The following is a 13,011-nucleotide window of genomic DNA, read 5'->3' as shown; positions in this document are numbered from 1 at the left end:
CGGGGGTGGCGGCCGGTGCAGACGACAGGACGCCGCGAGCAAACCGTCTCTTGGCGGGATGGCCGGGTCCGGCTGATCGACCAGACCCGGCTGCCGCATGAGGTCGTGTGGCTCGAGTTCGACGACGACCGGGCCTTGGGAGACGCTATCCGCGAGATGCGGGTACGCGGCGCGCCGGCGATCGGCGCGGCGGCCGCTTTCGGCTTGGCGCTCGCTGCCCGCGCCAGCCGGGCAACCACTGCGGCTGCATTGCGGGCCGACCTCGCCGCCGCCGCCGACCGGCTCCGTGCCACCCGGCCAACTGCCGTCAACCTGTTCTGGGCGATCGATCGCGTGCTCGCCGCCGCCGTCGGAGAGACGCCCGACGCTGTTCGGGCCGCGGTGCTCGCCGAGGCGCAGCGGATCGCTGAGGAGGATATCGCCGCCTGCCGTGCGATCGGGGAGCGGGGCGCGGCGCTGCTGCCCGACGGCGCGACCGTGCTCACCCATTGCAACGCTGGGGCGTTGGCCACGGTCGATTACGGAACCGCCCTCGGCATCATCCGCGCCGGATGGGAACAGGGGAAGGTGCGGCGCGTTTTCGTCGACGAAACGCGCCCGCTGCTGCAGGGCGCGCGGCTGACCGCCTGGGAGCTGGCGCAAGATGGCATCCCGCTCACCTTAATCACCGACACGATGGCGGGCTATTTCCTGCGCCAAGGCGCGATCTCGGCGGTGATCGTCGGCGCCGACCGCGTCGCTGCCAACGGCGACGTCGCGAACAAGATCGGCACCTACACCCTGGCGGTGCTCGCGAAGGAAAACGGCGTCCCGTTTTACGTTGCCGCGCCTACCAGCACGATCGACCTCGCCACCCCCTCTGGCGACGCGATCCCGATCGAACAGCGGCGGCCCGAGGAAGTGACCTCCTTCGGCGGCTGCGTGGTCGCCCCCGCAGGGGTCGACGTCGCCAATCCTGCCTTCGACGTCACGCCTTACCGCTATGTCAGCGCGATCGTCACCGAGGTGGCCGTTCTCCGCCCGCCGTTCGAGCCGGGGCTGCGCGCTGCCGTCGCGGCGCGATCGCGAAAGGATGGGAGATGACGACCGCAGAATTTGCCGTGATCGGCGGCAGCGGCCTCTATGCGCTTGAAGAGGGGTTCATCAAACTGGAGGAAGTCGACATCGACACCCCCTTCGGCAAGCCGAGCGACCGGATTGTCATCGGCGAGATTGCGGGCAAGCGCGTTGCTTTCCTTCCCCGTCACGGGGTCGGCCACCGCATCAGCCCTACCGAACTGCCCGTGCGCGCCAACATTTGGGCGCTCAAGTCGCTCGGCGTCCGCAAGGTGCTGTCGGTGTCCGCGGTCGGCAGCCTGCGCGAGGAGATCGCGCCGCTTCACCTCGTCGTGCCCGACCAGATCATCGACCGGACGAAGAGCCGGGTCAACAGCTTCTTCGAAGACGGCATTGTCGTCCACGCCGCCTTCGCCGACCCCTTCTGCGCGGAGTTGAGCGCCATTGTCGCCGCGTGCGCCGAGGAGACGGGCGCAACGGTCCACCGCGGCGGAACGCTGATCGTGATGGAAGGCCCCCTCTTCTCCACCCGCGCCGAGTCGGAGCTGTACCGCTCTTGGGGGGCTCATATCATCGGGATGACTGCGCTGCCCGAGGCGAAGCTCGCGCGCGAAGCGGAACTGTGCTACGCCACGCTCGCCTGTGCCACCGACTACGACGTCTGGCACCCGCACCACGACGACGTCACCATCGATATGGTGATCCAAAACCTGCTCCGGAATACCGCGACGGCGCAGGCCATCATCAAGTCCGTCGTCGCAAGGATCGACATGAAACGAGACTGTAAATGCGAGCGGGCGCTGGAGTTCGCGATCATCACCGACCGGCGGTACATTACGCCGGAACATCGGCGCAAGTACGGACTCCTCATCGACAAGTATCTTGACAAGTCGACTTAGTCCTGAATTGGACTTTGGACTTTCAGGACTGCTGATCGGAGCGGCATACCAATGAGTATTCTGGTCGTCGGCTCGGTCGCCCTCGACACCGTTGAAACGCCGTTTGGCAAAGAGACCGAGGTGCTTGGCGGCTCCGCCGTCTACTTCGCGGCAGCGGCCAGCCTGTTCACCGAGGTGAAGCTTGTCGCTGTCGTCGGGACGGATTTCCCCCTCGAGGAGCTTGACTTCCTCCGCGCCCGCGGGGTCGACCTCTCCGGCTTGCAAGTCGCCGACGGACGGACCTTCCGCTGGTCAGGCCGCTACGACTATGACTTGAATGTCACCCACACCCTCGATACGCAGCTGAATGTCTTCGCCGACTTTCATCCCGTCCTGCCCCCAGGCTACACCGACGTCGCGACCGTCTTTCTCGCCAACATCGACCCGACCTTGCAGTATGAGGTGCGCGCCCAGGTTCCGCATGCCCGGTTGACCATGATGGATACGATGAACTTTTGGATCCAGGGCCAGCGGGATGAACTGACCCGCATGATCAGCGCGGTCGACATTGTGACCATGAACGAATCCGAGCTGCGGATGTTTGCCGGAACAAGCAGCTTGATCGCGGGGGCGCGCAAGGTGCGCGAACTCGGGCCGAAAGCGGTCGTCATCAAACAGGGAGAGTACGGCGCGGTGATGTTCGATGAGCATGGCTATTTCACCGCCCCGGCCTACCCGCTCGAGGAGGTGCGCGACCCCACCGGCGCGGGCGACAGCTTTGCCGGGGGCTTTCTCGGCTACCTCGACCAGTGCGGCGAGATCTCCCGGAAGACGATGCGCCAAGCGATTATCTTCGGCAGCGTGGTGGCAAGCTTCACGGTGGGAGAGTTCTCCTTGCGCGCGCTGCGCGACCTGACGCCGGCGCAGATCCGCGAACGCTACGAAGAGTTCCGCAACTTCACGCTGGTCGACGCCATCTGAGGCGGCGATGGCCGATCTCGTCGTCCGCGCTCCGCTCTGGGTCCGGCCGGCGGTCGTTCGCCTGCACGACCCGGACGAGGTGCTGCGGCTGCTGCGCGCCGACCGGATCGGAGCAGCCTACCCGCTCGGGGATGTCGACCCACGGGGTCAGCCTCGGGGTGAATGGTTTTTGGCGGGCGACACTCTTGTCGGTCTCCAGCGGCTCGGGCACGGCGTCAGCTTGTGGGCTTCCGGCACGGCGGCAGGGCTGTCGGCGGTCCTCCGGCGGCTCGACCTGCCCGCCGAGCTGTACTTTAGCGGTCCAGCCGCACTCATTGCGGCATTGCGCCCGCGCTACCGCATCACCGCCTGCGAGGAGATGATCCGCATGGCGGTGACCGCCGGGCGCTTCCGCCCTGCCGGCTCAGCGACGCGGCTCTCGCCGGCCGACCTCGACCAGATCAATCGGCTCTATCGTCTCGGCGCGGGCGGCTATATCTCCCGCCAGCACGTCGCCGACGGGGTGTACTACGGCATCTTCGATGGCGGCCGGCTCGTCGCAGTCGCCGGCACCCATTTCATCAACCCGACGGAGCGCCTCGGCGCCGTCGGCAACGTCTTCACCCATCCTGCCTATCGGGGCCGCGGCTTTGCGACGCAGGTGACCAGCGCGGTCATCCTCGCGATCCTCGACCGCTGCCGCGACATCGTCCTCAACGTGAGCGCGGCCAACGCCCCCGCCCAAGCGGTCTACCGCAAGCTCGGCTTCCGCGAGGCGATGCGCTTCGTTGAAGCGGTGGCGGTGCGCCGGCCGGGCGGCATCGCGGGATGGCTGCAGCGCGCGGTCGAGCGGCTGCGCCGCTGAGCCACGTTGCCCCGACACGGCCGGCGAGCTATCCTGAGCGCGAGTGGGAGGGAGTACCATGCCTTGGGTCATCGATATCCATACTCACATGTGGGACTACGGCTGGCTGCCAGAGCCGCACAAGATGAACATGGCGATCCGCGCCGCGAAACGCCGCCGTCCGCCGGTCGACCCGATGACGATCCGGCCGCGCGTCGGCAACGGCTTCATGGACCCGTCGGGCAATCTGAACGTCAAGATCCTCGACCGCCTCGGGATGGATATGGGAGTGATCCAAGTCGTGGACTGGTCGATCGGCTACGGGGTCGAGGCGGACAACACGATTGACGAGATCAACGCGGGCACCGCCCAAGCGGTCCGCAACCACCCCGACCGCCTGATGTGGTTCTGCGGCATCGACCCGCGCCGGCCCGGCGCCGCCGAGAAGTTCGAGCGCTGGGTGAAGGAGGACGGCGCAAAGGGGTTTAAGCTCTACCCCCCAATGGGGTTCTACCCGTGGGATGACTGCGTCAAGCCGATTATCGAGAAGGCGATCGAGCTCGATGTGCCGATCCTCTCGCACACCCAGGCGGGAGTCAGTTGGTGCGAGCCGATCCACTGGGGGCAAGTGTGCCGCCAGTATCCCGAACTGAAAGTGATCCTCGGCCACGCCGGCGTCGAGTCGCCCTTCTTCTCGACCTACGGTTGGGAGCAAGCGGTGATCGTCGCAGCGCGCCACGAGAATGTGTATCTCGACCCCACGGAGTGGCACCTGTGGGGCGCGCTCAAGGACGTGCCGGAACTGATCCGGCGCATCCATGTCATGAAGTCGTATGTCGGCGCTGAGAAGATCGTCAACGGCACCGACAATCCCCTCGGGCGCGACGGGGCGGATAACGGCGACGGCGAATGGATGTTCATCTGGCGCAATCTCCCGACGATCGGCCGCTGGTTCGGCTATACCTTCACCCAAGAAGAGGTTGACCTCATGCTGGGCGAAAATGCGGCCCGCCTCCTCAAGCTGCCGCCGAAGGAGGAAGTGCGGAACGCCCCCGCAGCCGGCTGACCTGGCCGCGCCTCCCCTGCCGGCACAAAGCGCCGGGTGCCGCAGGCGGAGCGCGCCGACGGACCGGTCCGCGCTCCCTCCGCGCAGCGCGCGCGCCGCACAAAACCGGTCGGAACGCAAATAGTTCACTTGGCAACTTCCCGGACAAACGCCTATGATGCGCGGCATGGAGGCGGAGCATGCCGCGGCCGCGCGGCGGTGGCCCCGGATGTTCTCTTCTCTTGAGCTGCCGGTCTTCCGGTTCTACCTGACCGGCATGCTCTTCTCGTCGCTGCCCATGACCATGCTGATGATGGTCCAGGGCTACCTCGCCTACCGCCTGACGGGGTACGCGGCAGCGCTCGGCCTCATCGCGCTGGCATGGGGGCTGCCCCAGCTGGCGCTGGTGATGGTCGGCGGCGTCGTCGCCGACCGCTACGAACGGCGCCGCATCCTGATCGTGACCCAGAGTGTCGCGATGGGAATGACGCTCATCATGGCCGTGCTCATCTTCAGCGGCGTCCTCCAGCTGTGGATGATGGCGCTCGTGGCGCTCCTCCACGGGACGGCGTTCGCCTTCAATATGCCAGCGCGCCAAGGCATGGCGCCCGACCTCGTCGACGACGAGCGCCTGACCAACGCCGTCGCGGTCAACAATGCCTCCTTCAGTCTGACGCGGATTGCGGGACCGGCGCTCGCGGGAGCGCTCATCGCGACCCCGTCGGTCGGCGTGGGCGGCGTCTATCTGCTGATGTCCGCCTGCTACCTGACAGCGGTGCTGTTCCTCCTCCGCCTGCCTGCCGTGCCGCCGCGGCGGCCGGCCCAGCAGCGCTCGGTCGCCGGCGACATTCGCGAGGCGATTGCGCATATTTGGCACACCCCGGTGCTGCGCGTGCTGATAGTGCTCGGCGCGCTCCTGCCGCTTCTCGGCATGCCGTTTCAGATGCTCCTGCCGGTTTTTGCGGTCACCGTCCTCGACGTCGGCGCCGCCGGCCTCGGCGTCATGAACACGATGATGGGGCTGGGAGCGCTCGCCGGCTCGTTGCTGGTGGCATGGCGCTCCGACCATCCGCACAAAGGGCGGCTTCAAGCTGCCGCCGCCATCGGGTTCGGCATCGCCATCACCGCTTTCGCCGTGATCCACCACTTCCTCCTCGGGTTGGCGATCCTGTTCGCCGCCGGCATCCTCTCCCAGACGTTCCTCGCACTGAACAGCACGCTCGTTATGCTCCATGCCGACCGCGCGCTCCTCGGCCGCGTGATGGGGCTGTTGATGATGACGATGGCGCTGACGCCTCTGACCACCGTGCCCATCTCCGCCGCCGCAGACGCGATCGGCGTGGTGCCGACCAGCGCGGCGCTCGGGATCCTCCTTGCCGGCGGAGTAGCGCTGACGCTCGCCCTCAATCCCGGGTATGCCGCCGCCGCCGGACAGCGGCCAGCGCAGGCGCCGATGGGCCGGTAGCGTTGTTGCGCTCTGCGCGCTTGGCTATACTCGCAATAGTTCCCCCAGAGGATCGCCGTGCCGCCCTTTGATCCCGCAAAGCTGCTCGATCTCGGACGGTGGTTCAATCCTCAGCCAGGACCGGCGTCGAGCTGGTACACCATCCTCGGCGCACTGTTCCTGATCGCTATTGTCGCCGGCCTCTACCTCGTCTGGTTCGTGCCGCGCCACTTCTTCCGCGACAACCGCTATCACGCGATGCTGGCAGCCAACATCGGGCAAGGCATTCTCTGGATCGCGACGATCGGCTTGATTGTCGTCGTCTTTCGGCTGCTCGACGTCGGCTTCTTCGGCATGCGCCTGTGGCTGCTGCTCGATGCGATCGCCGCGCTCATCCTTCTCGGCTACCTCATCTGGTATCTGCGCACGGTTTATCCGAAGCGGATGGCTGCCCTCGAGCGGCAGCGGCGCATCCGCGAGCTGCAGCCAAAGCGGCGGCGCTAAGCGGCAAGCTGGGCAGACGCTTGGCGAACTGCGCGTTCGAGCGAGATCACTTCGCCCTGCTGACCGAAGAGATCGAGCACCCGCTCGCTCAAGCGGAGCGCCCACCGGAGCGCGCTCGTGAGAGTGGGACGGCGCGCTGACCGCACAGGCGCGCCGTTCAGCTCGACAGTGATGCGGACTGAGGCGCCGCGCGCCTCAATCCGGGCGAGAAGCAGAAACCCAGGGCGTTGCGCCAGTGTCAAAACCGCTCGGCCAGAACCGCTCACCGCGCCTCTCCCCGCAGTCGAGGTAAAAGCGCATCCTACGGATCGCGGCAGGCGGCCGCAAGAGGATAGCGCGCGAAGTTGCGCGCTCTTCCTCAGCGCGCATCCGCGCCGCCGGGCTCTGGCGACGTGCGGTCATCCCCGTTCGGCGCTTGATCGCCAGCCCTCTTCTCTGGTATGGTTTTGAAGTACGGCGCATTCGTCTAGCGGCCTAGGACATCGCCCTCTCAAGGCGAAGATCGCCGGTTCGAATCCGGCATGCGCTACCGGCGGTATCCTCTCAGGATACCGCCGTTTTTGTGTCGTGCGCAGAGGCGCCGAGCGCGCGCTCGACGGCAGCGAGGCCTGCCGACAGGCTTGTGATGACCGGCTTGCCGAACGCCGCTTCGAACTGGTCGAGGGCATCGAGGGTGAAGAGGTCGGTGCAGGAGATGAAGACCGCGTCGACCTCGACCCCGGCGAGCGCCTCGCGCCCGAAGGCGATCAGGTCATCCGGCGTCAGCTCCGGCGGGCGAACCCCCGCGATCTGCAGCCCTTTCGCTACCGGCACCTCGAAGCCGGCGGCGACGAGGGCAGCGGCAACGGCGCGCGTTCCCTCCTCGGGGTAGGGGGTGAGCAAACCGATCCGGCGCGCCCCGAGCCGGCGGAGCGCTTCCACCGCCTCGGCCATCACCGAGAGCGCTTTCGCGCCCGTCTGCTGTTCGATCTCCCGGAGCATGGCCACCTCATAGGCGCTGCCGCGCATCGCGCCGGCTGTGGTGCAGGCAAAAAGAACCACGTCCGGCTGGAGCGTGGCAAGGTCAGCGACCGCCTCCGGGAGATAGGTGTCGAGCATCGCTGCAGGCCCCCCCTCGGGGGTGAAGCGCATTCGGGCGGTGTGGACCGTGACCTCAGCGGGCAGGTGGCGCGCCAGTTCCGGCTCCGCCGCCGAGTTGGTCGACGGTACGAGCAGGCCGACACGCTTCCGACGTGGACGCATTGCTCCCTCCTCAGCATTTCTCACGCTCAAGGGGCGCGCCCGGCGGGCCGCCGCCCGCAGCCAGCCGCCCCCGCTGCGGCGAACGCAGCGCAGACGAGCCGCGCTCTCCTGCTCTTTGTGGCTAGGGGCCGCCTCGCGCCGCTGCGCGCAGTATGACACACCGCTCTCCGCTCTGCGCCCGCCGGCACGCGCTCGGCGCCGCGCGTCTCCTTGGCGCTTCTCGCGAGCGAGAACGCGGCTTGAGAGCGTACCCCGAGCGGCATCGCCATGCTCCGCTCCTCCACCAAGAACGGCTGCGCGTTGGCGACGGGACGCGCCTCATCGCCTCCCCGACCGCCGCAAGCGGGAGAAGCGCCCGCTCGTCATGCGTTCACCTTCACCTCATGGACGTGGTAGGTGAACGGGCGGAGCAGCCACGGGTCGAAGAGGGCGCGGAAGGCGGCCTCGTCGTCACTGGCCCAGAACGCTCCCCAGCTGGCAGGATCGGTCCAAGTCATTTCGTAGCGATAGAAATACGGCCCGCCGCGGAAATGGAGCAACCGGCCAGCGACAAACCCCGGCTGACGCTGGAGGAGCGCCGCCGCCTCGCGCGCCGCCGCTTCCAGTTCCAGCCGTCTTCCCGGCTGCATCCACAGCTCCGCGAACACGACCGTCTGCTCAGATGACGTCATCGCGCACCACGACCTCCCTGCGCTCGATTGGCGAGGCGAGACGCCCGCTGTCTCGCACGGTCGCGCCGACCCTGAAAGCAGTCCGCGGTCCGCTCGGACTGCGCAGGCGCGGCAGAACGACGCCGTCGCGCGGAGCGGCAGCCGCCCAGCCGCGGTCTGCAGGCGGAGATGCTCGGGCGATGCCGACCGCCCCGCCTGCGCGGCCTCCCGCCATCACGCTGCCGCAGCGCATCAAGCCGGCCTCCGAGGGGCGGGCTTCCTTCAGCTGGCTGCTCAGCCCCCGGCGCGGGAGCGCGGCAGGGGCAGTTGGGCGAGCGCAAAGCGGGAGCGGACGGTTTGCGGGGGTCTCGCTGCTGATGCTGCACATTGCGCTCCTTCCTCATTCCGCATGCGCAGGGTACCACGCGCCGCGTCAAAAGGGGAGCACGAGGCAACTGCATGCGCTAAGCTCAAAGAGATGCCAGGGATAGACACGTCGGCTCGATGCCCTGTCTGCGTGACCGTGCCGCGCCCGGGCGACCGCGCCTGCCGCGTCTGCGGGACAGTCCTCGCCGCCGCTCCAGAGCCCGCTCCCGCCGCCTCCCGCCGCAGCATGATCCCCCTGGTCGCGCTGGGCGTCGCGGGGATGGTGGCGCTTGCCTGCCTCGGGGGCGGGCTCGCCGCACTCGTCGTTGCTGCCGGCCGCGCCGACCCGCCAGCGAGCGGGCTGCTGCAGCCAACGAGCACGCCGAGCCCCGGCGGCATTTTCGAGGCGAGCGAAGTTCGCACCCCCTACTCCGCTGCCCCGCTCGGCGCCCCGGTGCGGGTCCGCGCTCAGGGGCGAGAGCTGCTCATCTCGGTAGTTTCGGTACAGCACGATGCGTTCGCCGAGCTGGCGCGCCTCGGCATCCCCGTCGCCCTACCAGACCCGGCTTTCGACTACGTGCTGATCAAGCTGCGCCTTCAGTATGTTTCCGGCCCTCCTGGGGCATTCATGGTCCCGTTGACCACCCACGAGGTGATGGCGCAGGGCCAGACGTGGGGACGCACGGCGCTCGCCCCGGCGCCTGCCCCGGCGTTTTCGGGCGGCATGCTGCCGGGTCCCGGCTCAAGCTATGAGGGTTTTCTGCCGCCAGCGCTTATCCCCAAGGCCGGTCAGGCTGAGGCGATCTTGGCCCTCCAGTTCCAAGGCATCCCCGGGGAAATCTGGCTGCGGCTGGGATAATCCGCCGAGCGAGCAGCCGTTGGCCAGCACGACGCGTCAGCGCAACTTTGGACGCGAGCGCGCAGTAAATGTTAAACGGAGGCAACTGATTGCAGGAGGCTCGACAGGCTCTGCAGACCACCACGTCAGGCGAGCGGTCGCGGCGGCCGCTTGGTCCGCGCCTGCTGCTGCTGGCAATGGCAGTGGCGCTCTTTCTCGTCGGGGTGCTCTTTGGCGAGCCCGTCCCGCCCGATGCGGCCGGACCGCAGCGGGGGGTCTCGCCGGTCGCGCGCCGGACCCTCCAAGAGGTGCTCGAAGCGCGCTACTCGTCTGGCGCCCAGCGGCCCGCGGATCGCCACGGCGAACTGCGCGAGGAGCGCTTCTTCAGCCCGATCCTCGGCCGCGAGATGACCTATGCCGTCTACTTGCCGCCCGGCTACGCCGCAAGCGACCGGCGCTACCCGGTGCTCTACGCCCTCCACGGGGTCGGCGGCAACCACACGGAATGGATCTCGTTTGGGGTTGCTGACGCGGCTGACGCAGTGTTTGCTGCCGGCGAAGTGGAGCCGTTCATTATGGTGTTCCCCCAAGGAGACCAGTCGTACTGGTTCAATCACCCGGGCGGCGACCGCTGGGCAGACTACGTGACCGAGGATCTCATCCCGACGATCGATGCGCGGTATCGGACGATCGCGCACCGGGAAGCGCGGGCGATTGGCGGTCTCTCGATGGGCGCCACCGGCGCGCTCCAATTCGGGCTGCGCCGTCCTGACCTCTTCGGCATCGTCGGCGCGCACAGCCCCAGTTTTCGGACGACATTCGCCTCAGAAGACTTCGCTCACTTCGAGTATCTCGAGGTGTTCTGGTACTTCCGCAACCCGGCGGGGTATCGTCCGTACGATCCGTTCGAGCTCGCGCCGCAGCAAGCGGCAGCGGCACGCAGCCTCCGGATTTGGCTCGATGTCGGGGACGCGGATATCTGGCGGCCGACGGTTGAGCGCTTTCACGCCCTGCTGACCCAGCTCGATATTCCGCATGAGTTCTCGATCGGCTCCGGCATCCACGAGTTCACCTACTGGGGACCGCGGATGGTCGACTACGTGACGTTTTACGGCCGGGCCTTCTCTGAGCGCGAGGCGTTCGGGTCGTAGGGGAGGAGGAAGGCGCCCCGGGAGGGATTCGAACCCCCGGCCAACTGCTTAGAAGGCAGCTGCTCTGTCCGCTGAGCTACCGGGACCCGTCCTTGACTATGCCATTGCCTCGGTCGCCGGTCAAGAGCTGCGCCCTGTTCGGGGCAGCGCCATCGCATCTCGCCGCCGGTCGGGGCGCGGTGCGTCCCGTCACGAGACAGTCCGCCGGTGCTACGATTGCAGGGTGACCCTCCTCGCCGACCGACTGGCACGTGTCCGCGACGCCATCGCGGCGGCCGCCGCCCGGAGCGGCCGGCCGGCTGAGGCTGTCCGCTTGGTTGCCGTGACCAAGACCGTGCCGGTCGAGACGATTGCTGAAGCGTATGCCCTCGGCGTGCGCGATTTCGGCGAGAACCGGGTCCAAGAAGGGCAGCCGAAGATCGCTGCTTTGGCTGCTCACGGCATCCGGCCGACTTGGCACTTCGTCGGCCATCTCCAGACCAACAAGGCAGCAGCAGCGCTCCGCTGCTTTGATATACTCCAGTCGGTCGACTCGCTCCGCCTCGCCGAGACGCTCAGCCGCCGCGCTCGTGGCGCGCCGGTGCGCATTCTCCTCGAGGTCAACGTCGCCGGTGAGCCGAGCAAGTTCGGCTTCCGCCTGGACGACCCGGCACAGCCGTTTGCCGACGCGCTGGCGGCGATCCGCGCGCTGCCCGGTCTTGTCGTCGAAGGGCTGATGACCGTCGCGCCGCTCACCGACAATCCGGAGAGCGTGCGGCCGGTGTTTCGCCGGCTTGCCGAACTCGCCGCCGCCCACGGCCTTGCCGAACTGTCGATGGGCATGACCGACGACTTTCCGGTTGCTATCGAGGAAGGCGCGACAATGGTTCGGATCGGTCGCGCCCTCTTCGGAGAGCGGCCGCCACACTGACGCAGAGATGAGGAGCGCAGGTGCGAGTCACTATTGTCGGCGGGGGCACGATGGGCGAGGCGATCCTCGCTCGCCTCATTGCCAACGCGTGGCCGGGCGAACTGTGCGTCATCGAGATCGCGCCCTCGCGGCGCGCAGAGCTGGCGGCGCGGTATTCTGTGCCTATCCTCGCCGCTCCCCCGGCTGATCTCGGCGACCTGATTGTGCTCGCTGTCAAGCCCCAGGACGCCAGCGCAGCCTACGCTTCGCTCGGCCCGCCGCGCCCGGGGCAAGCCGTGCTGTCGATCATGGCCGGCGTGCGCATGGCGGCGATCCGCGAGGGAACCGGACGGACCGCGATTATCCGGGCGATGCCAAACACGCCCGCCGCAATTGGGGAAGGGTATACTGTCTGGACAGCGACCCCCGAGGTGCCGGCGGAGACCCGACGCCAGGCGCAGGCGCTGCTGGCCCAACTCGGGCGGGAGCGCTACGTCGACGATGAGAAGTACCTTGATATGGCGACCGCCGTCAACGGCAGCGGCCCGGCATTTGTCTATCTTTTCATTGAGGCGCTCAGCGACGCGGCGGTTGCGCTCGGCCTGCCCCGCCCGATGGCGCACGAGCTTGTGACGCAGACAGTGCGAGGCGCCGCCGCCTATCTTCAAGCGTCGGGAGCGCATCCTGCCATCCTGCGCAATGACGTCACCTCTCCTGCTGGAACCACTGCTGCCGGGCTGTATCAGCTCGAGCGGCATGCGGTTCGGGCAGCGATTCAGGAAGCGGTCGTCGCGGCGTATCGCCGCTCTCAGGAGCTCGGCAATGCATGAATGGACCGGTGATCGACAGTGGTGACCTTCCTTGCCACCTTTCTCATGCTCCTTTTTCAGATCCTGACGATTGCGATCATCATTCGGGCGTTGCTGTCGTGGTTCCCCATCGACCGCAGCAACCCGCTCATCACCATCCTCGACCAGATCACTGAGCCCGTTCTCGCGCCCCTGCGCCGGATCATCCCCACCATCGGGATGATCGATATCACTCCCCTCGTGGCCATTCTGCTCCTGCAGCTGCTCCAGAATATCGTCGCGCGCGTCGCGAGCCCCCTCTAGCGGCCCCCGGAGCAAGACGCCCGAGCAAGAAA

15 protein-coding genes and 2 tRNA genes are annotated in these 13,011 nt (G+C 67.5%); 13 read left to right on the top strand and 4 right to left on the bottom strand.

The features are described 5' to 3' along the window. Nucleotides 1-15: 15 nt before the first annotated feature. The 7 genes from mtnA to NZ773_07875 all read left to right on the top strand — a co-directional run bounded on the left by mtnA (nt 16) and on the right by NZ773_07875 (nt 6,731). Nucleotides 16-1,083, top strand: a complete 1,068-nt coding sequence (gene mtnA / locus NZ773_07905) for an S-methyl-5-thioribose-1-phosphate isomerase (protein MCS6801849.1) — start codon at nt 16-18, stop codon at nt 1,081-1,083. Then, entirely contained in the window at nt 1,080-1,955 is an 876-nt protein-coding gene (mtnP, locus tag NZ773_07900) for an S-methyl-5'-thioadenosine phosphorylase (GenBank protein MCS6801848.1), read from the top strand. Before mtnA ends, mtnP begins: the two co-directional genes overlap by 4 nt. Before the next feature lie 51 nt (nt 1,956-2,006). After that, nucleotides 2,007-2,915 carry a PfkB family carbohydrate kinase gene (locus NZ773_07895; protein MCS6801847.1) on the top strand — a complete coding sequence of 303 codons (909 nt, stop codon included), beginning with the start codon at nt 2,007-2,009 and terminating at the stop codon, nt 2,913-2,915. A gap of 7 nt (nt 2,916-2,922) precedes the next feature. Further along, the gene (locus tag NZ773_07890; protein ID MCS6801846.1) at nt 2,923-3,759 is read left to right on the top strand and encodes a GNAT family N-acetyltransferase; all 837 of its coding nucleotides are present in this window, start codon (nt 2,923-2,925) and stop codon (nt 3,757-3,759) included. A 58-nt stretch (nt 3,760-3,817) separates the two neighbouring features. Further along, on the top strand, nt 3,818-4,804 hold the full coding sequence (locus tag NZ773_07885; protein MCS6801845.1) for an amidohydrolase family protein: 987 nt from the start codon (nt 3,818-3,820) through the stop codon (nt 4,802-4,804). Between the two features lie 166 nt (nt 4,805-4,970). Beyond that, nucleotides 4,971-6,248 (top strand): MFS transporter, encoded by a 1,278-nt coding sequence (locus NZ773_07880; protein ID MCS6801844.1) that lies wholly within the window; start codon nt 4,971-4,973, stop codon nt 6,246-6,248. Between the two features lie 57 nt (nt 6,249-6,305). Further along, entirely contained in the window at nt 6,306-6,731 is a 426-nt protein-coding gene (locus tag NZ773_07875; GenBank protein ID MCS6801843.1) for a hypothetical protein, read from the top strand. Here NZ773_07875 and NZ773_07870 read toward each other — a convergent pair. Further along, a complete protein-coding gene (locus tag NZ773_07870) occupies nt 6,728-6,997 on the bottom strand; it encodes a hypothetical protein (protein MCS6801842.1) in 270 nt (89 codons plus the stop codon). The genes NZ773_07875 and NZ773_07870 overlap by 4 nt on opposite strands. 189 nt (nt 6,998-7,186) lie before the next feature. On the opposite strand from NZ773_07870, the gene NZ773_07865 reads away from it, so the two are divergent. Next, nucleotides 7,187-7,260: transfer RNA gene (locus tag NZ773_07865), tRNA-Glu, on the top strand. Between the two features lie 14 nt (nt 7,261-7,274). On the opposite strand, the gene NZ773_07860 is transcribed toward NZ773_07865, so the two are convergent. Both NZ773_07860 and NZ773_07855 read right to left on the bottom strand, forming a co-directional pair. Then, complete coding sequence (locus NZ773_07860; GenBank protein MCS6801841.1) at nt 7,275-7,973, bottom strand: aspartate/glutamate racemase family protein; 699 nt, start codon at nt 7,971-7,973, stop codon at nt 7,275-7,277. 362 nt (nt 7,974-8,335) lie between these two features. Beyond that, complete coding sequence (locus tag NZ773_07855) at nt 8,336-8,644, bottom strand: hypothetical protein (protein MCS6801840.1); 309 nt, start codon at nt 8,642-8,644, stop codon at nt 8,336-8,338. Between the two features lie 496 nt (nt 8,645-9,140). Here NZ773_07855 and NZ773_07850 point away from each other — a divergent pair, with 496 nt between their 5' ends. After that, the gene (locus NZ773_07850) at nt 9,141-9,848 is read left to right on the top strand and encodes a hypothetical protein (protein MCS6801839.1); all 708 of its coding nucleotides are present in this window, start codon (nt 9,141-9,143) and stop codon (nt 9,846-9,848) included. A 176-nt stretch (nt 9,849-10,024) separates the two neighbouring features. Then, a complete protein-coding gene (locus NZ773_07845) occupies nt 10,025-10,978 on the top strand; it encodes an esterase family protein (protein ID MCS6801838.1) in 954 nt (317 codons plus the stop codon). Between the two features lie 13 nt (nt 10,979-10,991). Here NZ773_07845 and NZ773_07840 read toward each other — a convergent pair. Next, a tRNA-Arg gene (locus NZ773_07840) sits at nt 10,992-11,064 on the bottom strand. A gap of 137 nt (nt 11,065-11,201) precedes the next feature. Here NZ773_07840 and NZ773_07835 point away from each other — a divergent pair. Genes NZ773_07835 through NZ773_07825 form a run of 3 tightly spaced genes read left to right on the top strand, consistent with a single transcriptional unit; the run spans nt 11,202 to nt 12,979 of the window. Next, entirely contained in the window at nt 11,202-11,888 is a 687-nt protein-coding gene (locus NZ773_07835) for a YggS family pyridoxal phosphate-dependent enzyme (protein ID MCS6801837.1), read from the top strand. 20 nt (nt 11,889-11,908) lie between these two features. Then, nucleotides 11,909-12,697, top strand: coding sequence for a pyrroline-5-carboxylate reductase (gene proC / locus NZ773_07830; GenBank protein ID MCS6801836.1), 789 nt, complete (start codon nt 11,909-11,911; stop codon nt 12,695-12,697). Between the two features lie 18 nt (nt 12,698-12,715). After that, nucleotides 12,716-12,979: a YggT family protein gene (locus NZ773_07825; GenBank protein ID MCS6801835.1), complete on the top strand. Its 264-nt coding sequence runs from the start codon at nt 12,716-12,718 to the stop codon at nt 12,977-12,979. Nucleotides 12,980-13,011: the final 32 nt, after the last annotated feature.

The sequence above is a fragment of the Dehalococcoidia bacterium genome (assembly GCA_025054935.1).
In the GTDB taxonomy this organism is placed as follows: Bacteria; Chloroflexota; Dehalococcoidia; order SpSt-223; family SpSt-223; genus JANWZD01.
Note: the sequence above shows the minus strand (reverse complement) of the source record. Positions and strands in the feature narration are given on the sequence as shown.

What these genes read in the sequence shown, in the direction of transcription:
- mtnP (MCS6801848.1), top strand. Translation starts at nt 1,080, where the DNA reads ATGACGACCGCAGAATTTGCCGTGATCGGCGGCAGCGGCCTCTATGCG.
- NZ773_07895 (MCS6801847.1), top strand. Translation starts at nt 2,007, where the DNA reads ATGAGTATTCTGGTCGTCGGCTCGGTCGCCCTCGACACCGTTGAAACG.
- NZ773_07890 (MCS6801846.1), top strand. Translation starts at nt 2,923, where the DNA reads ATGGCCGATCTCGTCGTCCGCGCTCCGCTCTGGGTCCGGCCGGCGGTC.
- NZ773_07885 (MCS6801845.1), top strand. Translation starts at nt 3,818, where the DNA reads ATGCCTTGGGTCATCGATATCCATACTCACATGTGGGACTACGGCTGG.
- NZ773_07880 (MCS6801844.1), top strand. Translation starts at nt 4,971, where the DNA reads ATGGAGGCGGAGCATGCCGCGGCCGCGCGGCGGTGGCCCCGGATGTTC.
- NZ773_07860 (MCS6801841.1), bottom strand. Translation starts at nt 7,973, where the DNA reads ATGCGTCCACGTCGGAAGCGTGTCGGCCTGCTCGTACCGTCGACCAAC.
- NZ773_07855 (MCS6801840.1), bottom strand. Translation starts at nt 8,644, where the DNA reads ATGACGTCATCTGAGCAGACGGTCGTGTTCGCGGAGCTGTGGATGCAG.
- NZ773_07845 (MCS6801838.1), top strand. Translation starts at nt 10,025, where the DNA reads ATGGCAGTGGCGCTCTTTCTCGTCGGGGTGCTCTTTGGCGAGCCCGTC.